Below are 18,693 nucleotides of genomic sequence, written 5' to 3'. Positions count from 1 at the left end.
AGATTTATCTTTTTTCCAAGCTTTTAGCCCGTGTTCAACTCTACAAGCAACTTGGATACAACACGTATCTCAAGTTGCTACGGTTTCCGCCATTACGCGGTCAACCTAGTAGACTTACTAATTCATTCATCGAATATTATCGATTCGACTCTCTCATGTCGCAACTTTACAAACAACTTAGATACAAAACATATCTTAAGTTACTAAAGTTAAAAACAACAATTATTTTACATAACTTATCTTATGTAATTCTATTCTTTGTTATATGTTTTACGGATGGCATCTTTGATGCTTTCAACTGTTGGAATCATTGCATTTTCTAGGTTTTGTGCATAAGGCATTGGCACATCTTCTCCTGCACAACGGCGGATTGGTGCATCTAGATAGTCAAATGCTTCTGATTCTGAAATAATAGCTGAAATTTCACCGATATAGCCACTTGTCTTGTGGGCATCGTTAACCAGAACAACCTTACCAGTCTTCTTAACTGAGTTAATGATAATGTCCTTATCAAGCGGAACAAGGGTACGTGGGTCCACAATTTCAACAGAAATTCCTTCTTCTGCTAATTCTTCAGCAGCTTGAACCACACGGCGAAGCATTTTTCCATAAGTAACAACTGTTACATCCGTTCCTTCGCGTTTGATTTCCCCAACTCCAAGTGGAATCGTGTAGTCTGGATCAACTGGCACTTCCCCTTTTTGGTTAAATTCTGACTTGTACTCAAGAATAATAACTGGGTTGTTATCACGGATAGAAGACTTAAGCAGTCCTTTCATGTCAGCAGGTGTACCTGGAGCCACAACCTTAAGTCCAGGGATATGAGTAAACCAAGACTCTAGAGATTGTGAGTGCTGGGCTGCAGAACCAACTCCGTTACCAGCTGCACAACGAACAGTCATTGGAACCTGACCTTTACCACCAAACATGTAACGTGTTTTAGCAGCTTGGTTGACGATATTGTCCATGGCAATAACCGAGAAATCCATGAAGGTCATATCGACGATTGGACGAAGGCCTGTCATGGCTGCTCCTGCTGCTGCTCCTGAAATGGCAGCCTCAGAAATCGGACAGTCACGGACACGTTCTGGACCAAATTCTTCAAGCATTCCAACAGAAGTACCGAAGTCTCCTCCGAAGACACCGACGTCTTCTCCCATTAAGAACACATTTTCATCGCGACGCATTTCCTCAGACATAGCAAGGATAATGGTGTCACGGAAGGACATTGTTTTTGTTTCCATTTTATCTCTTTCTCCTTAGTCTGCGTAAATATCTTCAAATGCTGATTCAAGCGGTGGGAATGGACTTTCCTCTGCAAATTTAACAGAAGCTTCTACTGCTTCCTTGACTTGCGCTTGGATTTCTTCCAATTCTTCGGCACTTGCAATGTTATTTTCAATAAGGTAATTGCGAAGGTTTTCGATTGGGTCTTTTTGTTTCCACAATTCCACTTCTTCACGCGTACGATATTTACCAGGGTCAGATGATGAGTGACCAAGCCAGCGATAAGTGACACTTTCGATCAAGACAGGGCCATTACCACCACGAACATGATCTACAGCTTTCTTAAATCCTTCATAGACATCGATAACATTGTTTCCATCTTCGATGAACATTCCAGGAATTCCATAAGCGGCGCTACGTTGATGAATATGTTCTACATTGGTCATTTTCTTGATATCCGCAGAGATTCCATAACCGTTGTTAATGCAATAGAAAATGACTGGCAGGTTCCAGATAGAAGCCATGTTCACTGCTTCGTGGAAAACACCCTCGTTGGTCGCACCATCTCCAAAGAAGCAGACAACGATTTTTCCAGTATTTTGCATTTGCTGACTAAGAGCTGCACCGACAGCAATCCCCATACCACCACCTACGATACCATTGGCACCAAGGTTCCCAGCATCAAGGTCGGCGATATGCATAGATCCACCTTTACCTTTACAGGTTCCAGTGTATTTACCGAGGATTTCAGCCATCATTCCGTTGAGGTCAATCCCTTTGGCAATAGCTTGTCCGTGACCACGGTGGTTTGAGGTGATCAGATCATCTGGATTGAGAGCCAACATAGCACCCACGTTAGCCGCCTCTTCTCCAACAGAAAAGTGCGTCATTCCTGGCACTTTCCCTTTCTTTACTAATTGCGCAATTTTTAAGTCCATACGACGGATTTCTTCCATCTTACGGAACATCTCTAGCAAAAGATTTTTATCTAAAGTTGACATCTTCTTGCCTTTCTAAGTTTCTTCTTACCTTACTATTTTACCGTTTTTGGCAAATACTGTCAAAGTTTTTCTAAAAGAAATTTCACAAAATAAAAAAGAAAACCCCGTAAAAAACAAGGGATTTTCTTATCAAGAATATTTTTTCACAAACTTTTCAGCGTTTAGATTTTTCTAAAGATTCAAATCTCTTCATAATCACAGTTAAACGCCAACGGTAGAGAACCCCACTCACAATCAAACTAATAATCAAACCAATCCAGTAAGAATAAGCTCCAAAATCTGTTAGGGAATCAAAGACCATAGCCACTGGAATTGCTACGCCCCAATAACCAACCAAACCAAGGTAAAAAGGAATCACTGTATCCTTATAGCCCCGCAAAATCCCCTGAAGAGGTGCTGCAAAGGTATCTGCTAACTGGAAGAAAAGGCTGTAAGTCAAAAAGCGCGCTGTCAAGTCGATAAATTCTGGGTCGTTCCCATAAAGACTAGCAACATTTCCCCTAAAAATGTAAAGGAAAGATAAGGTGAAGCCTGCAAAAATAAGGGCTGTCCATCTTCCTAAACCAATATAGGTTTTCGCATCATCAAATCGCTTGGCTCCCACTTCATAGGAAACAACAATAGCCATAGCCGATGAGATACTCATAGGAAAGGCGTACATGAGAGTTGAAAAATTCATAGCTGACTGATGACTAGCGATAATCAAGGACGAAAACTTAGCCATAATCAAACCAACCACGGAAAAGATAGCCACTTCCGCGAAGACAGTTCCCCCAATAGGCAGACCCAATCGAACTCCTTCCTTGATTTTATCCATATTAAATGGAATTCGTTTCTCAAGATGTAGGGCTTTGAGCTTCTCCTGTTTAAATAGAACCAGAATAGAAATTCCCAGCAAGACCCAGTAGGCTAAAGAAGTACCTAAACCAGAACCAGCACCTCCCAGTTCTGGAACACCAAAGGCACCGTAAATCAAGAGATAGTTAAATCCGCTATTGAGAGGGAGTAACAAAAGCATGAGATACATGGACAGCTTGGTCAACCCCAGCGAATCCAGCAAGGAACGAATGACACTAAAAAGCAACAGGGGGATAATTCCGATAGATAAAAACCAAAGATAGCGAATCGCTACTGCTGCCACTTGTGCCTCTAACCCAATATGATTCAAGATTGGTGGTGCCAAAAAAACTACCATCCCCAGTAAGACCATAGATAGTCCCAAGGCCAGATAGATAAACTGGTAAAAATCAGACGCCACTTCTTCCTTTTTGCCTCGCCCAAGATGGTGACCAATGATGGGCACCAAGGCCGATACAATCCCTGTTAGGAATGTAAAGAAAGGATTCCATATACTAGTTGCCATCGACACACCAGCCAAATCCATGGTACTGTATTGGCCAGTCATAGTCGTATCAACAAAGGAGGCAGAATAATTTGCAAATTGATAAATCAGGATAGGGAAAAATATCTTTAAAAATAAGATAAATTTGTCTTTAAAACGATGGGTTTGGTACATATAGGCTCTCTATTCTTTTTGTTTACAGAGCAGACACCCACCTAGTTTTGATAGACGATTTGTCCCTTACAGATGGTATATTTAACCTGCCCTTTTAAGGTTTCACCGATAAAGGGTGAATTAGTCGCTTTCGAAGCAAAATGGGAGTCCACAAGGCAGTCAGCCTTAGGATCAAAAATAGTGATATCTGCTGGACCATTCTCAGCCAAGTAACCTGCTTCAAAATTGTAAAGCTTGGCTGGGTTGTATGTCATCTTTTCGAGTAATTCCATCAAGCTCAACTCACCAGCTTCCACCAGATAGGTCAAGCCAAGAGATAGGGATGTTTCCAAACCTGTCATACCAGATGGCGCTTTGGTAATATCCTCAACATTTTTTTCATCCGCATGGTGAGGCGCGTGGTCAGTTGCGATAACTGTAATGACACCTGATTTAAGCCCCTCGATAACAGCACGACGGTCTGATTCCAAACGAAGTGGTGGATTCATCTTAGCATTGCTACCTTGTGTCAAAAGGAGCGCTTCAGTCTTAGAAAAATGCTGTGGCGCTACTTCTGCTGTTACTTGCGCACCTAGCCCTTGAGCAAACTCAACTACTTTAACACTTTCTTCCTTTGACAAATGCTGGATGTGAACATGGGCCTTAGTTGCATAGGCAATCATGACATCACGCGCCATCATAGCATACTCAGCCACTCCTGTCGCACCGCAGATATGGAAATGTTCTTTAGCAATATTTTCGTTAAACCCAAGAATCCCATTCAAACCTGGATCTTCCTCATGGAGACTAATAAAGGTATTAAGTTTTTTGGCCTCTTCCATGGCTTCCTTTACAACTTTACTGCTTTCAAGCGGAATACCGTCATCAGAAAAACCAACAGCTCCAGCTTCTAAGAGTGCCTTAAAGTCAGTCAAATCTTGGCCATTAAAATTCTTAGTAATGGTCGCAACCGTCTTAACATTGATTTTTTCCTTGGCAGCAGATTGAAGAACTTCTTGCAAAGTCTCCACGTCTGAAATGGTTGGACTGGTATTAGCCATCATGACGACAGTAGTAAAACCACCTGCAGCGGCTGCTAGGGCACCAGTATGAATATCTTCTTTATGTGTTTGACCAGGTTCACGGAAATGCACATGAATATCGATCAATCCAGGAGCAACTACAAAACCGGTAGCATCTAGGATTTCTGCTCCTTCTTCTTTGATTTCAGGCGCAATTTTGATAATCTTTCCATCTTGAACCAAGACATCACACACTTGATCCAAACCAGACTTGGGATCCATTACACGACCATTTTTGATTAGTAGCATCTGCTTTCTCCTTTATTCATAGAAATCAACTTGGGTATCCAACAATTTATCCCCATCATAAACAAACTTGGCTGAAAAGAAGGGTTTATCTTCTAAAAGCCACCCAACAAAGGTATGGTCACCTTCCCAAGTCGGCTTACTCAAAACCTCGTCATAGGGAACCCATTCTAGCGTTCCCTCGTTGCAATCAATCAATTCACCCTCAAACTCTGTCACCTTAAAAACATAGGTGTACCAGTCTAAATCTGGTGTAAACTCAGGAAAAGTAATGACACCTTTTAGAACTGGCTTGGCTTTCAGACCTGTTTCTTCGAGGATTTCACGCGCCACGCATTCCTGAGGCGTCTCTCCACGCTCTAGCTTACCACCCACACCAATCCATTTACCCGCATGGACATCATTTGGCTTCTTATTACGATGGAGCATGAGCAGTTCTTTCCCGTTATCAATGTAGCAAATCGTCGCTAACTGAGGCATATTTTCTCCTTATCTAAGCCAATCGATTGGCTCTTGTCCTGTCTCTTTTAAAAATGCATTGGCCTTGGAAAAAGGCTTGGAACCCCAAAATCCTCTATAAACTGACAAAGGACTGGGATGGGCTGATTCGATAATCAAGTGATGAGGATTGGTAACTAAGGCCTTCTTCTTACGTGCATAAGCTCCCCAGAGTACAAAGACCACTGGCCTATCTAGATGATTAACCACCTGAATCACGGCATCCGTAAAAGGCTCCCATATCTGACCAGCATGTCCATTGGCCTGTCCAGCAGGAACCGTCAAACAAGCATTGAGAAGCAAGACTCCTTGCTCAGCCCAAGCTGTCAAATCATGGGACGCTTTAACTCCAATATCATCTGACAATTCTTTCAAGATGTTCTGCAAGGATGGCGGAGCTGGGATAGAATCAGGTACAGAAAAACTCAAGCCTTGCGCTTGACCTGGCCCGTGATAAGGATCCTGTCCTAGAATCACCACCTTAACTTCTTCAAGCGGTGTTGTCAAGAGAACCTGAAAAACCTTTTCCTTAGGTGGATAAACAGTTCCATGAGCGTAGACCTGCTCCATAAACTGATTGATTTTCCCAAAATAACCCTCAGGTAATTGCTCCTTAATCAAATCATGCCAAGACGAGTGTTCCATAGCCGACTCCTTCGTTTTTACTGCCTCTATTATAGCAAAAAGTGGCTGTCTAAACCACTTTTTACAGTTTATCTAAACAATCCAGCAAGTCTCGGTAAGAATGGACTTCGTAGGTTGGCTGGGCTTGTGTGGGATTTTCGAGTTGATGAGGATTGTACCAAATCGTGTCAATCCCAGCATTATTGCCGCCTTGAATGTCGGCGGTTAGAGAGTCTCCAATCATCAGCGTCTTTTCTTTGCTAAAACCTGCAATCTGTTGACCAATTTTTTCATAAAAAAGAGCATCCGGCTTTTGTGTTTGCAGCTGTTCAGAGATAAAGACTTGATTGAAATAAGGTGCCAGATCAGATTGAGCCAAACGCCCTGTCTGAATGGCAGTAATGCCATTTGTCGCAGCATACAAGTCATAATCACGCTCGATGAGGCTGTCCAAAAGTTCATGAGCGCCAGAAATCGTTTGTCCCTGTTGGGCTAAGTAAAATTGGTAACGTTGGGCTAGAAAACTACCATCTTTCTCCAGTCCAAAATGAGAAAATAAACGAGAAAAGCGCGTGTTAACCAGCTCTTGTTTACTAATTTTCTTTTGCTCCAAATCCTTCCAGAGAGCCTTGTTCATGGGAACGTAAAAGTCTTTGTAGGCCTGAATATCTGCAACCCCTTCTTCTTTTAGAAGTTGCGTCAAAGCCACATCCTCAGCAGCATCAAAATCAAGAAGAGTGTGGTCAAGGTCGAAAAGTAGAAATTTGTAGGACAATTTGAGAGTTTTCCTTTCTAGGTACTTAATAGATTAGTTTATTTCTTCTTTTTCTTAGTTTTATTCATCAACATACCAACTACAACTGGAGTAACCACACTGCCAACTTGTCCAACAACTTTAAGTATCTTTTTTGCTTCATCTATTTTTTTGTTTCTACACGATTCGCACTTATTGTGCTTATAACTTGATGGTAAATCCCTAGTACATGTCTTGCATTTTTTTATTTCTTTCATTCTAGCACCTCTGTCTCAATAGAATCTGTTTTATTTGGCAATTTCATTATAGAAGTTTCAATTTTTGGCAATTCTTTTGTCCAGTAATTTGTAGGCGAAGGATCAAGTAAATCAAGTCTCTCTACTAATTCCTGAGAACTGAGATAAGTTTCGTTAATAAATTTCCCAAAGTAATCCAAACTTTTTTGAGCAGCTTTTTTCTCGCCCAACTCATTATAAGCTATTGCTGCTGATAGTGAAACGATATTTACAGCTGCTAATCCATCTCGAATCTCATTCATACGAGCTTCAATTTTATCTGGTTTATCCCCTTTTAATAACTTACCCCAAGTAGAATCTGGTTGTTCTTTGATAAAATTTACATTTGATTTTTGACTAAGCATTAAGAGATTTCTACTATCTTCTGCATCTGAAATAACTTGCAGTAACATCATTGTTCTAATATTTGGATCTGATATCTCTCTAGCTTGCAAGAGTTTCTGTTGACAACTATAGGCTATTGCAAGTCTATCTGACTCCTGTCCTTTTCTGACGTCCTCAATAGCATATTGTACATTTTGAATCTCCTCTGCAATCTGAGCCATTTGAATTTGTGACGAATAATCAGCTAACGCTTTATTTAATTCTGGTGTCAATTTAACAGATTTCAATGGTACATTTCCAATGACTTTATTAGTATTAGTATCTACTAATACCGCCAAGAGAGAGCCATCTTTCTTGGTCATTAATTTTAACACTCCTTGAGCAATTGCTTCCCGTTGTTCTGGAGAAAGAATTGCCTGAAAAACCTCTTCAGGTATACTAGATTGGACAACATTGATAAAGGCTGGAGCAGAATATAACATTTTTTCTACTTCAGATAAGATTTTATTAGCATTTTTGACTAAAGGTTTGGCTATTTCTGGTAACTTATTAAAAAATGCTGAGGGTTTTAGTTCATAGCCATCAATATCAAGAATATCGAAGTCATCTTCTCCAAAAAATAAAACTTCATCCATAAATTACTACCTCATTATGTTTAAATTATTAGAAATATTATACCATATTAAACAAAATTATGATTTTGATTTTTCTTTAATATTATTTATCCAATCATTTTTACTGGAATCTAACATAGAATAATACTATCCTATACAATTGACAGCTCAAATCTTTCAGAATAGAACAATCCTAACTATCGAATACTCTAACTTCATAAATATCTATGCAATTCTAGATCTAGAATTCCTATAAACTAAATGTTTTCGCACTCTTCTAAAACATTGATTGCCTTAAATTTTAATTTTTGAAGGATTCTAAAGCTAGAATAGTCCCATCACAATCAGTTTTGAATTATTATACTCAATGAAAATCAAAGAGCAAACTAGGAAACTAGCCGCAGGCTGTACTTGAGTACGGCAAGGCGACGTTGACGTGGTTTGAATTTGATTTTCGAAGAGTATTAACAATTTAGAAACGCTATGATTCCACTCCTTTTACATTAAAAAGGAACTGCTGGAAGCAATCCCTTTCTGATTTTGAAATTATTACTTAAAATTTGATAGTCGAGATAATCAATAGCCCACCTATAAAAAGAGTTATAGTAAAATTACTTATTTATTGATTTCAAGCTCCGCCAACTGTGTTTGAATAACTGACAGTTCTGCACCAGCCTGAAGAAGAGCAGCTGCAGTATAGGCACCTTCTACAATTGGAACCCTATTGACCCTGATACTTTTATCACTGAAATCAGCCACCATTTCTAAGTTCATTTTAGCAGAACCTAGGTCAAAAAAGGCAAGTAAAGTATCTGCTGGATTTTCAGAAACAACCCTATCTACTTGATCAAAACTTGTTCCAATTCCTCCATCTTCGGTTCCTCCTACATAAGTAATTGGAACATCTTTAGCTACTTCACTAATCAGTTCAACAACACCTTCTGCAATGTTTTTGGAATGTGAAACGATAACAAGACCAATACTTCCCATTAAACCACCCCAGTTTCTAAAAGAGCAGTAAAGAGTAATCCTGATGAAAATGATCCAGGATCAATATGTCCAAGAGAACGTTCTCCTACATAAGATGCCCTTCCTTTAGATGCAAGTAAATCTTTGGTAGCATTCACTACCTTATCAATAAGCTCTTGAGTCAATTGACCAACAGACAAAGCGGCAATAACAGGAGTCCAAACATCAACCATTGTCTTTTCTCCAACTTCTGCTTTCCCACGTTTGACAATCATATCCAAACCGCTTTGTAAGATTTCCTCTATTTTCGAATTAGAATCAGCCTTGGACATTCCCATAAAAGCAGAGCCATACAAGGGACCAGAAGCACCGCCTACCTTACTCAGTAGTTGCATTGAGACAAGTTTAAAAACATCACTGCTGGTCTCAAATTGCTTTCCTTCTAAGTTTTCCATAACTGCAGCCATTCCACGCGCCATATTTCCACCGTGGTCTCCATCTCCTATAGGAGTGTCTAACTCACTAAGGTAATCTTTCTGTTCTTGAATCTTTTCATTAAAAAGCTTCATCCATTCAAGAGCTTGTTCAACATTCATGCGACATTTCCTCCTTGAGTTTTACCAAGCTGGTGTAGTAACAGCTGCATTTAGAGCATCCAACCACTCATCATCTGCCAATCGAATCAATGTTAATGACAAACCAGCCATATCGATTGAAGTCATATAGTTTCCAATTTTCTTAAATGCTAACTGAACACCTTTTTCATGAAGTAATTTAGCCACATCATTTGCAAATACGTATTGTTCCATAAGAGGAGTGCTTCCTAAACCATTAATGAGAAGGCCATAGCGCTCTCCAGCTTTAAGTTGGAAACCTTCAGATAATTTTTCAACCAATTCTGAGGCCAATTGTGCGGAATGTTGCATTTTCTCTTTTTTATATCCCGGCTCACCATGAATACCAACTCCATATTCAAATTCATCATCTTCTAGAACAAAACCAGGTTTCCCAACTTCAGGAACGGTTGCTCCAGACAAGGCCAGCCCAATTGTTTTAATTTCTAAGACAAGTTTGTCGGCCAAGTCCTTCATTTCAGATAATGATTTACCAGAACGAGCCGCAGCACCCAAAATTTTATGGACTAAAATAGTACCTGCAACACCTCGACGGCCTTGGGTATAGAGACTATTTTCAACAGCGATATCATCATCAACCACAACACTTGCTACATCAATACCTTCCATTTCAGCAAGTTCTTGTGCAATTTCAAAGTTCATAATGTCACCAGAATAGTTTTTGATGACCATGAAAACTCCAGCACCTTCATCAGACGCCTTAATGGCTTCTAAAATTTGGTCCGGAGTAGGTGAAGTGAAGACTGCTCCACAAATGGCAGCAGACAACATTCCATCTCCTACAAATCCAGCATGACTTGGTTCATGCCCTGAACCTCCACCTGAAATGAGACCAACTTTTCCTGTCTTTTCTGCCTTTCTAACGATGACATCAAAACCATCTAAGCGTTGAACCAAGTCATCATGCATGAATGATAATCCCTGCAACATTTCATCAACAACTTGTGTCGGTTTATTTATAATTTTTTTCATGAGAAACTCCTTTCGGCATCTACCTTTGTTTTCGCTTTCATTATATATTTTTTATTGCTGGATGATAAGGGACAGATTCTATTATTTGTCCCCTTTTAAACCCGTTTAAAACATTTTTTTGGTAAAATGAAGTAAGTAAAAGAAAGGCTTCCTATGGCATCATCACTTATTACAAAAAAACGGATTGCCAAGGCATTTAGAGACCTATTAGCTACTAGAGAATTTGATAAAATCTCTATTGTAGATATCATGGAATCAGCTGGCATTCGTAGACAGACCTTTTATAATCACTTTCTTGACAAATATGAACTGCTAGACTGGATATTTGAAAATGACTTAACCGAGTATATCACCAATAACTTGGACTTCATTTCAGGCCAAAAACTATTACAAGAATTATTTCTTTATTTCGAACAAGAGCGTGACTTTTATATTCAACTTTTTGATATTCAAGGGCAAAATAACTTCTATGACCAATTTATCAGCTACTGTCGCTTGCTTGTATCAAAAATTTTAAGTGAATACGGTCAGATTGATATCGATTCATCTGCTTATACTTGTTTTTTGTTAGACTATCATTCACATGCTCTAGCAGAAATCGTGAAGGCTTACGTCAATAAAAAAAGTCCAGTTCCACAACCAGACTTTCTAATCATGACAATTATTGGAAAGAGACCACAATGACATTTATTTCAAATCATAAACAGAAAATTATTTCAAGTTACATTTCGGCAACTGTCAGCAGTCATCCTGAATTAGAAAAACACCCTACCTTACCATTAGTCTATCAAAAAAAACGCAATCCTCATCAGATTCCAATATTGGCGGGTGGAGGTTCAGGACACGAACCTGCTCATATTGGATATGTGGGAGAAGGAATGCTTACCGCTGCTATCTATGGCCAATTATTTACTCCACCTACAAGAACTGAAATCTTAGAGTCCATTCGTTTTTTAAACAATGGTCACGGTGTCTTCATCATTGTAAAAAATTTCGAAGCAGACATCAAAGAATTTAGCTGGGCCATTAATACTGCTAGAAAAGAAGGAATTAAGGTCGGCTATAGTCTAGCACACGACGATATTTCAATTGAACCTCACAATAGATTTCAAATTAGAGGAAGAGGGCTTGCAGGAACTATTTTACTTCATAAAGTTCTAGGATATGCAGCTCAAAATGGTTCCGACATAGAGCAACTAACTGATTTAGGTCATGAACTTGCTCCCGAAATCGCAACGATTGGCTTTGCAACGAAATCGGCTAGTCTCCCCCAAGCCACCCTTCCACTATTTAACTTGGAAGAAGGAAATATTTCTTATGGTATTGGGATACATGGCGAAGAAGGCTATCGTATCGTCCCATTCCAATCATCGGAAATCCTTGCAAATGAAATTATAAGTAAATTAAGATTGCACTATCATTGGAAAAAGGGTGATCAATTTATATTGCTTGTAAATAATCTAGGCACTACCAGCAACTTAGAAATGGGCATATTTATCAATGATATCCTTCAACTCTTAGAAATTGAAGGAGTCACTATTACCTTTATAAAATCAGGAACATTTATGACCAGTCTAGATATGGCAGGTATATCCGTAACTCTTTGCCCTGTAAAAAATAAGCAATGGCTAGAAGCGCTCAATGCTCCAACGACAGCTTTTGCATGGTAATTTGCTTGTATAACTCAAAAGGGCTACATCACTTGATAGCCCTTTGCTTTTATCTTACGTTTAAAAGAACTGATTCTTCCCATTTCAAATAGGCCATCTATCCCTTACAATTCTTCCGGTGAGCTTTGAGTTTTTTCAGAGCCCAATCATAGTGGCTTGACGTGCTACTGACAAAGTAGGAACCTAGACTTGTTCCTCCCGTCCACTTATAGACACCTTTGGTAAAGAGGTCGTCATTGCTAAAAACTTCTATCAACTCTAAAACCTCTCTATGTGATTGTTCTAGGAGTCTAGTCGCTTCTTCTAAGGAGGTTTTCTGGTGCTTCTTCCAAAAAGCGACATTCATTTCTCCATAAGTTTTCCAATTATAAGATTCAGGGAGAAAAGGTCTTTCTTGACCTTCTTGATTAGAATGTACCCAAGTCAAAAGTAACTGCTGCCATTCATAAAGATGGATCAAGACATCCCGTAGATTTTTATCCCTTTTCCAGTGAGCTTCTTTTTTCTTTGGGTCTCTTGAAAAATCAAATGGAGTCTGTAGCTCATCTTCACTTAATTGAGAGATGAAGAGGTTAAGCTTTTCATAATTTTCCTTAGAGACCTGCATTAGCTCCTCTTTTGTTTTTGGTCTAGGCACAGAGTTTTTCCCTTCATATTGCTAGTTATTATGAGAATTTTTTCTCCTTTAAATCTCTATAACTTATCCTTTAATTTCTCAACAAAGAGATAGGCTGCTGGACAGGTCAAAGTATTCTTAATCGTCAAATGGTTGATTTGATGGATTTTTTTACGGTCTGTATGGGGAAATTCACGACAGGCTTTTGGACGAACTTCATAGATGGAACAGAGGTTATCTCCTCCTAAAAAGGGACAGGGCATGGATTTAAAAACCTTGTCCCCATCTTCATCTACCTGCAAAAACTCTGCTTCGAAAGCAGGTAATTTCATCTTAAAATACTTGGCGATTCGTGTAATATCTGCTTCTTTAAAGTCAGGCCCTAATGTCTTGCAACAGTTAGCACAAGCTGTACAATCAATCTCCGCAAAGACTTCTTGGTGAATCTGCTGAGCTATCTTGTCTAGATTTTTAGGAGGTTTTTTCTTTAAATTGGCTAAAATTTTACGATGCTCCTTTTGCTTTTGCAAGGCTAGCTGGTGGTAGTACTCAATATCAATTTCTTTAGACATGGTTTCTCTCTTATTCTATTTGTTTCCCCTATTATATCATGCCTCTGGCTCATTGCAAAGTGGACTTTATAAGACCATACTTTTCCAAAATGTATCAAAAAACCTTGCAACTAGGTTACAAGGTTAATGACATTAATCGAAGTTAACGTATTCTTTTTGAAGTTCAAGAACTTCTTCCATTGTTGAACACTCTGTAAGGGCACGGTTAGCGTACTCTTCCATCTTAGCAGTATCCAATTTCTTCATCAAGCTACGTGTACGAAGTACAGATGTTGCTGACATAGAGAACTCATCCAAGCCCATTCCGACAAGAAGTGGAACAGCTTTTTGGTCACCAGCCATCTCACCACACATACCAGCCCATTTACCTTCAGCGTGTGCTGCCTTGATAACGTTGTTGATCAAGCGAAGGATTGATGGGTTATATGGTTGGTAAAGGTATGAAACTTGTTCGTTCATACGGTCTGCTGCCATTGAGTATTGGATCAAGTCATTTGTACCAATTGACATGAAGTCTACTTCTTTTGCAAATTGATCTGCAAGCATTGCTGCTGCAGGGATTTCAATCATGATACCAACTTGGATGTCATCCGCAACTGCAACACCTTCAGCAAGAAGGTTTGCTTTTTCTTCTTCATAAACTGCTTTAGCTGCACGGAATTCTTTCAAAAGGGCAACCATTGGGAACATGATACGCAATTGACCATGAACAGAAGCACGAAGAAGAGCACGGATTTGTGTACGGAACATTGCATCTCCAGTTTCAGAAATAGAGATACGAAGGGCACGGAATCCAAGGAATGGGTTCATTTCATGTGGCATATCGAAGTAAGGAAGTTCCTTATCTCCACCAATATCCATTGTACGAACAACCACTGGTTTACCATTCATTCCCTCAAGAACAGCCTTGTATGCTTCATACTGCTCATCTTCAGTTGGGAAGTCTTGAGAATCCATGTACAAGAACTCTGTACGGTAAAGTCCAACCGCTTCTGCACCGTTGTTGTTAACACCTTCAACGTCTTTTGGAGTACCGATGTTAGCAGCCAACTCGAAGTGTTTACCGTCAGCAGTCACTGTTTGAGCATCTTTCAAAAGGGCCCATTCAGCTTTTTGTTTAGCATAAGCTTCACCAGCTGCTTTAAATTCTGCCGCTTGTTCATCTGTTGGGTTGATAATCACTTCACCAGTAATTCCGTTAACGGCAAGGATATCACCGTCTTTCACTACTTCAGTGATGTTATTTGTTCCCAATACAGCTGCAATTTCAAGTGTACGTGCCATGATAGCTGAGTGGCTTGTACGTCCACCGATATTTGTTACAAAAGCTTTTACAAAGTTTTTGTCCAATTGAGCTGTATCAGATGGTGTCAAGTCATGCGCAATCACGATTACTTCTTCATTGATAGAAGCTGGGTTTGGCAATTTCTTACCAAGAAGATTTGCCAATACACGTTTTGTCACGTCGCGGATATCCGCTGCACGTTCTTGCATATATGGGTTGTCTTCCATGCCTTCAAAGATAGTGATGAACATGTCAGTAACTTCTTTAAGACCTGCTTCTGCATTGACTTTCTTAGCACGGATTGTTTCTTTAATCTGACCAATCAATTCTGGGTCAGCAAGAACCATCAAATGAGCGTCAAAAACTTGAGCCGCTTCTTCACCAAGCGTACCTACAGCTTTCTCACGGATAAGAGAAAGCTCGTTTTGAGAAGCTTCAAGAGCTACATCCAAACGAGCCTCTTCTGCGTTTGTATCTTCGACTGAAACAGTCTCGAATGACAAATCCGGTTGAACGAGTAGATATGCTTTTGCAACTGCAACACCATCAGATGCTGCGATTCCTTTAAGCATTTCTGTCATTTTCCTTATGCCAATCCTTCTTTTTCCATTGTTTCTGAGATTGCAGCGATAGCGTCATCTGCATCTGCACCTTCAGCTGAGATAGTTACATCAGCACCTTGGCCAACACCAAGACTCATAACACCCATGATTGATTTAAGGTTAACTGATTTACCTTTGTACTCAAGAGTGATATCTGAAGCAAATTTGCTTGCAGTTTGTACCAACAATGTTGCTGGACGTGCGTGAATACCTGTTTCTGCCACTACGTGGAAATCTTTAGAAGCCATAGTTTGACTCTCCTTTTGTTCTTTCTTTTTTGAGTTATATGTGATAACCCTTACAATTTGGTATTATATCATCTTCTAGGATTTTTTTCAAGCATTTTATGGGATTTATTCGATTTCCTTTCAGATAACTTGCTGAAAATCTTCTATTCTAGATAACAAAACACAGGATATAGTTTTCCAAAAAACTACTTGTAGGATTATCATCACTATTTTACAAAGCAAGCACTACATATTGTGTTTTGTGAGCTTAAGCATAAAAATAGACCACTATATTTAGTTTTAAATCATTGACAAAAATTTATTTTCTGATATACTAAGAAAGTAATCTATTTTGAAAGAGGAGTTACACAATGGTAACCGTTTATTCTAAAAACAACTGTGTCCAATGTAAGATGACCAAACGTTTCTTGGACAGTAATAATGTCGCTTATCGCGAAATCAATCTCGATGAGCAACCTGAGTACATCGATCAAGTTAAAGAGCTCGGTTTCAGCGCGGCTCCTGTTATCCAAACACCAACTGAAGTCTTTTCAGGTTTCCAACCAGGAAAACTGAAACAATTAGCATAATCTTAGTACATCATCCAGAAGAAACTGCTTCTAGGGCTAACTTAGAAGCCTTTCTTTTGTAATTAGATAAGGGAAATTTTATGGGATTAAAACATCTTGAAGACGTAACTTACTTCCGTCTTAATAACGAAATCAACCGTCCTGTTAATGGACAAATCATGCTTCATAAAGATAAGGAAGCCTTGGATGCTTTCTTTAAAGAAAATGTAGTTCCAAACACTATGGTTTTTGATTCAATCAAAGATAAAATCAACTACCTCATTGAACACAACTATATCGAAACAGCCTTTATCAAGAAATACCGTCCAGAATTCTTGGAAGAATTGTCTCAATTTATTAAAGAACAAAACTTCCAATTCAAGTCTTTCATGGCTGCCTATAAATTTTACAATCAATATGCCTTAAAGACTAATGACGGTGAATATTATCTTGAAAGCATGGAAGACCGTGTCTTCTTTAACGCCCTTTATTTCGCTGATGGCAATGAAGCTGTTGCCATCGATATTGCCAATGAAATCATCCACCAACGCTACCAACCTGCTACTCCTTCCTTCTTGAATGCTGGACGTGCTCGTCGTGGTGAATTGGTATCCTGTTTCTTGATTCAGGTAACAGATGATATGAACTCTATCGGACGTTCTATCAACTCAGCTCTTCAACTTTCACGTATCGGTGGTGGTGTGGGAATTACCCTCAGCAACCTTCGTGAAGCTGGTGCACCTATCAAAGGCTATGAAGGAGCAGCTTCTGGGGTCGTTCCAGTTATGAAACTTTTCGAAGATAGCTTCTCTTACTCAAACCAATTGGGTCAACGTCAAGGTGCTGGTGTTGTCTACCTCAACGTCTTCCACCCAGATATTATCGCCTTCCTTTCAACTAAAAAAGAAAACGCCGATGAAAAAGTTCGTGTAAAGACCCTTTCACTTGGTGTTGTAGTACCCGATAAATTCTACGAATTGGCTCGTAAAAATGAAGAAATGTACCTTTTCAGCCCATACTCTGTAGAGCTTGAGTATGGTGTGCCATTCAACTACATCGACATCACTGAAAAATATGATGAATTGGTCGCAAATCCAAACATCCGCAAGACAAAAATCAAAGCACGTGATTTGGAAACGGAAATTTCCAAATTGCAACAAGAGTCTGGTTACCCTTATGTAGTCAACATTGATACGGCTAACCGTGCAAATCCTGTTGATGGTAAGATTATCATGAGTAACTTGTGTTCTGAGATTCTTCAAGTCCAAGAACCAAGCTTGATCAACGATGCTCAAGAATTCCTTCAAATGGGAACAGATGTTTCATGTAACCTTGGTTCAACCAACGTAGTCAACATGATGACTTCACCTGACTTTGGTCGTTCTATCCGTGCTATGGTTCGTGCCCTTACTTTCGTTACAGATAGTTCACACATCGTAGCTGTTCCTACCATCGACCACGGAAATAGCCAAGCTCATACCTTTGGTCTTGGTGCAATGGGACTTCACAGCTACCTTGCCCAACAATTGATTGAATATGGATCGCCTGAGTCTGTTGAATTTACAAGCATCTACTTTATGCTTATGAACTACTGGACCTTGGTAGAATCAAACAATATCGCGCGTGAACGTGGCATCACCTTCCACAACTTTGAAAAATCAGACTATGCTAACGGAAGCTACTTTGACAAGTATGTAACTGGCGAGTTTGTTCCAAAATCAAACCGTGTTAAGGAACTCTTCAAAGATGTCTTTATCCCAAGTGCTGCTGATTGGGCTGAACTTCGCGACAAGGTTCAAGCAGATGGTCTTTACCACCAAAACCGCCTTGCTGTAGCGCCAAATGGTTCTATCAGTTACATCAACGACGTTTCTGCTTCTATCCACCCGATTACGCAACGTATCGAAGAACGTCAAGAAAAGAAAATCGGTAAAATCTACTATCCTGCTGCTGGCTTGTCAACAGAAACCATTCCTTACTACACTTCTGCCTACGACATGGATATGCGTAAGGTGATTGATGTCTATGCTGCCGCAACTGAGCACGTGGACCAAGGACTTTCACTCACTCTCTTCATGCGTAGTGACATTCCAAAAGGTCTTTACGAATGGAAGAAGGAAAATAAGCAAACGACACGTGACTTGTCTATCCTTCGTAACTATGCCTTTAACAAGGGAATCAAGTCTATCTACTACGTCCGTACCTTTACAGATGATGGTGGAGAAGTCGGTGCCAACCAATGTGAAAGCTGTGTGATTTAATCTTTGCTTGAGGAAACTACTTTTTCTCAAATTAGTGATTCATTCACCCTGCTAAACTAAACTGGAATAAGCACCTATACTATGGAAAAACACAAAAGTCGGACTTCCGACTTTTTGTGCGATACTCCTCTAGAATTATGATAAAATAGAAGTA

At 39.6% G+C, this 18,693-nt stretch carries 20 protein-coding genes; 4 read left to right on the top strand and 16 right to left on the bottom strand.

The genetic code is table 11. The features are described 5' to 3' along the window. Positions 1–251: 251 nt before the first annotated feature. The 12 genes from B7699_RS06865 to dhaK all read right to left on the bottom strand — a co-directional run bounded on the left by B7699_RS06865 (position 252) and on the right by dhaK (position 10,737). Positions 252–1,244 (bottom strand): alpha-ketoacid dehydrogenase subunit beta, encoded by a 993-nt coding sequence (locus tag B7699_RS06865; protein WP_000448714.1) that lies wholly within the window; start codon positions 1,242–1,244, stop codon positions 252–254. A 15-nt stretch (positions 1,245–1,259) separates the two neighbouring features. Continuing rightward, complete coding sequence (locus B7699_RS06860) at positions 1,260–2,228, bottom strand: thiamine pyrophosphate-dependent dehydrogenase E1 component subunit alpha (protein ID WP_050206875.1); 969 nt, start codon at positions 2,226–2,228, stop codon at positions 1,260–1,262. Between the two features lie 154 nt (positions 2,229–2,382). Beyond that, positions 2,383–3,744 carry an MATE family efflux transporter gene (locus tag B7699_RS06855; RefSeq protein ID WP_084927667.1) on the bottom strand — a complete coding sequence of 454 codons (1,362 nt, stop codon included), beginning with the start codon at positions 3,742–3,744 and terminating at the stop codon, positions 2,383–2,385. A 41-nt stretch (positions 3,745–3,785) separates the two neighbouring features. After that, the gene (locus B7699_RS06850) at positions 3,786–5,054 is read right to left on the bottom strand and encodes a dihydroorotase (protein ID WP_084927665.1); all 1,269 of its coding nucleotides are present in this window, start codon (positions 5,052–5,054) and stop codon (positions 3,786–3,788) included. A gap of 12 nt (positions 5,055–5,066) precedes the next feature. Continuing rightward, a complete protein-coding gene (locus tag B7699_RS06845; protein WP_084927663.1) occupies positions 5,067–5,531 on the bottom strand; it encodes an NUDIX hydrolase in 465 nt (154 codons plus the stop codon). A gap of 9 nt (positions 5,532–5,540) precedes the next feature. Next, positions 5,541–6,194 carry a uracil-DNA glycosylase gene (locus tag B7699_RS06840; protein WP_084927660.1) on the bottom strand — a complete coding sequence of 218 codons (654 nt, stop codon included), beginning with the start codon at positions 6,192–6,194 and terminating at the stop codon, positions 5,541–5,543. Between the two features lie 61 nt (positions 6,195–6,255). Further along, positions 6,256–6,948 carry a pyrimidine 5'-nucleotidase PynA gene (gene pynA, locus B7699_RS06835; RefSeq protein WP_000120612.1) on the bottom strand — a complete coding sequence of 231 codons (693 nt, stop codon included), beginning with the start codon at positions 6,946–6,948 and terminating at the stop codon, positions 6,256–6,258. Positions 6,949–6,986: 38 nt separating this feature from the next. Beyond that, complete coding sequence (locus B7699_RS06830; protein WP_000658758.1) at positions 6,987–7,184, bottom strand: hypothetical protein; 198 nt, start codon at positions 7,182–7,184, stop codon at positions 6,987–6,989. Then, entirely contained in the window at positions 7,181–8,182 is a 1,002-nt protein-coding gene (locus B7699_RS06825; RefSeq protein WP_000344676.1) for a hypothetical protein, read from the bottom strand. The genes B7699_RS06830 and B7699_RS06825 overlap by 4 nt, the downstream gene beginning before the upstream one ends. Before the next feature lie 594 nt (positions 8,183–8,776). Beyond that, positions 8,777–9,151, bottom strand: a complete 375-nt coding sequence (gene dhaM / locus B7699_RS06820; RefSeq protein WP_084927658.1) for a dihydroxyacetone kinase phosphoryl donor subunit DhaM — start codon at positions 9,149–9,151, stop codon at positions 8,777–8,779. Continuing rightward, positions 9,151–9,726: a dihydroxyacetone kinase subunit DhaL gene (gene dhaL / locus B7699_RS06815; RefSeq protein WP_084927656.1), complete on the bottom strand. Its 576-nt coding sequence runs from the start codon at positions 9,724–9,726 to the stop codon at positions 9,151–9,153. Before dhaL ends, dhaM begins: the two co-directional genes overlap by 1 nt. Positions 9,727–9,747: 21 nt before the next feature. Beyond that, on the bottom strand, positions 9,748–10,737 hold the full coding sequence (dhaK, locus tag B7699_RS06810; RefSeq protein WP_084927654.1) for a dihydroxyacetone kinase subunit DhaK: 990 nt from the start codon (positions 10,735–10,737) through the stop codon (positions 9,748–9,750). 153 nt (positions 10,738–10,890) lie between these two features. Here dhaK and dhaS point away from each other — a divergent pair, with 153 nt between their 5' ends. Together dhaS and dhaQ are read left to right on the top strand one after the other, a co-directional pair. Beyond that, positions 10,891–11,421 carry a dihydroxyacetone kinase transcriptional activator DhaS gene (gene dhaS / locus B7699_RS06805; protein ID WP_084927652.1) on the top strand — a complete coding sequence of 177 codons (531 nt, stop codon included), beginning with the start codon at positions 10,891–10,893 and terminating at the stop codon, positions 11,419–11,421. Next, positions 11,418–12,407 carry a DhaKLM operon coactivator DhaQ gene (gene dhaQ, locus B7699_RS06800; protein WP_084927650.1) on the top strand — a complete coding sequence of 330 codons (990 nt, stop codon included), beginning with the start codon at positions 11,418–11,420 and terminating at the stop codon, positions 12,405–12,407. The genes dhaS and dhaQ overlap by 4 nt, the downstream gene beginning before the upstream one ends. A gap of 97 nt (positions 12,408–12,504) precedes the next feature. Here dhaQ and B7699_RS06795 read toward each other — a convergent pair whose 3' ends face one another. The 4 genes from B7699_RS06795 to B7699_RS06780 all read right to left on the bottom strand — a co-directional run bounded on the left by B7699_RS06795 (position 12,505) and on the right by B7699_RS06780 (position 15,730). Beyond that, complete coding sequence (locus B7699_RS06795; RefSeq protein ID WP_084927648.1) at positions 12,505–13,044, bottom strand: ClbS/DfsB family four-helix bundle protein; 540 nt, start codon at positions 13,042–13,044, stop codon at positions 12,505–12,507. 56 nt (positions 13,045–13,100) lie between these two features. Further along, positions 13,101–13,595, bottom strand: coding sequence for a YkgJ family cysteine cluster protein (locus B7699_RS06790; protein ID WP_084927646.1), 495 nt, complete (start codon positions 13,593–13,595; stop codon positions 13,101–13,103). Between the two features lie 132 nt (positions 13,596–13,727). Continuing rightward, entirely contained in the window at positions 13,728–15,461 is a 1,734-nt protein-coding gene (gene ptsP / locus B7699_RS06785; protein WP_004241506.1) for a phosphoenolpyruvate--protein phosphotransferase, read from the bottom strand. 5 nt (positions 15,462–15,466) lie between these two features. Beyond that, positions 15,467–15,730, bottom strand: a complete 264-nt coding sequence (locus tag B7699_RS06780; protein WP_000146947.1) for a phosphocarrier protein HPr — start codon at positions 15,728–15,730, stop codon at positions 15,467–15,469. Between the two features lie 350 nt (positions 15,731–16,080). Here B7699_RS06780 and nrdH point away from each other — a divergent pair, with 350 nt between their 5' ends. Then, positions 16,081–16,299 (top strand): glutaredoxin-like protein NrdH, encoded by a 219-nt coding sequence (gene nrdH / locus B7699_RS06775; protein ID WP_000259240.1) that lies wholly within the window; start codon positions 16,081–16,083, stop codon positions 16,297–16,299. An 80-nt stretch (positions 16,300–16,379) separates the two neighbouring features. Further along, entirely contained in the window at positions 16,380–18,539 is a 2,160-nt protein-coding gene (gene nrdE / locus B7699_RS06770; protein WP_084927644.1) for a class 1b ribonucleoside-diphosphate reductase subunit alpha, read from the top strand. Positions 18,540–18,693: the final 154 nt, after the last annotated feature.

The sequence above is a fragment of the Streptococcus mitis genome (genome assembly GCF_002096835.1).
Taxonomy (GTDB): domain Bacteria; phylum Bacillota; class Bacilli; order Lactobacillales; family Streptococcaceae; genus Streptococcus; species Streptococcus mitis_W.
This window is presented reverse-complemented; position numbering and strand designations above follow the sequence as displayed.